The sequence below is a fragment of the Pseudomonas sp. 05T35 genome (genome assembly GCF_056396605.1).
On the sequence record NZ_JBFTLU010000768.1, the window covers coordinates 1 to 1080 of the forward strand.

Below are 1080 nucleotides of genomic sequence, written 5' to 3' on the forward strand. Positions count from 1 at the left end.
GACCTCTACAGCGCATTTTGCGACAGGGCCGTAAAGAAGCCGAAAGGTTAGATACGCAAGTATCGCCAACATTGTCGGCGTGATATAAGTTTGCGCCGACACAAAAAGAAAGAGCCGCCCAGATAATAAATCAGGTGGGACGGCAGTACTCTTCTAAAAACCAAAGGAGCAAATCACGATGCGCGTGATGAAGTGGAGCATGATCGCCCTGGCTGTTACTGCAGCTACCGGCACTCAAGTCGCTATGGCCGAACCGTTTGTAACCGACCAGGCTGACGCAAAAGGTTTCGTTGAAGGCGCCTCGGCTGGCGTGGTACTGAAGAACTACTACTTCAACCGTAACAACAAAAATGGCGCTRAAGACCAGAAAGACTGGACTCAGGGCGTACTGGGCAAGTTCAACTCTGGCTATACCCAGGGTACGGTTGGTGTGGGCGTTGAAGCCTACGGCGATGCCGCCTTTAAACTGGACGGTACTGACGCGCAGTCGGGTACGGGCAACATGAGCCGCACCACCTTCCGCGACGCAAACGGCAAAGTTATTGGCCACGACGTCAACAGCGAAATGGGTAAAGCGGGCGCAGCACTGAAGGTCCGCATCTCCAAAACCGAGCTGAAAGTGGGTGACTTCACACCTTCCACCGCTCCGGTATTCGCTGTTGGCGGCTCCCGCATGTTCCAACAAACCGCTAGCGGTTTCCAACTGCAGAGCAGCGAGATTAAAAACCTCGATCTCGAAGCTGGTCACTTCACCGGCGGTAGCAGCCAGGACCAAACCCGTCACAATGGCGAGCTTTGGACCCAGTATGCTGGCACGAAGGTCGAGGCTGCCGATTACCTCGGTGGTAAATACGGCATCAACGACAACCTGACCGTTTCCCTCTACGGTGCCAAGTTCCAGGACACCTGGACCCAGTACTACGGCAACGCGAACTACACCATTCCGTTGGCGACTGACCAGTCCCTGAACTTCGACTTCAACCTGTATCAGACCAACGATACCGGTGCAGCGAAAGCAGGCAAAATCGACAACACCACCTACTCGCTGGCAGCGGCCTACTCCTTCCTGAAGGCGCACAC

Annotated in this window: 1 protein-coding gene; it reads left to right on the forward strand. The window is 54.9% G+C overall.

Annotation, left to right across the window (positions count from 1 at the left end; translation table 11 throughout):
• Nucleotides 1–178 precede the first annotated feature (178 nt).
• The coding region (locus AC1DH9_RS29675; protein WP_477809397.1) for an OprD family outer membrane porin at nt 179–1080 on the forward strand (902 nt) is incomplete at its 3' end.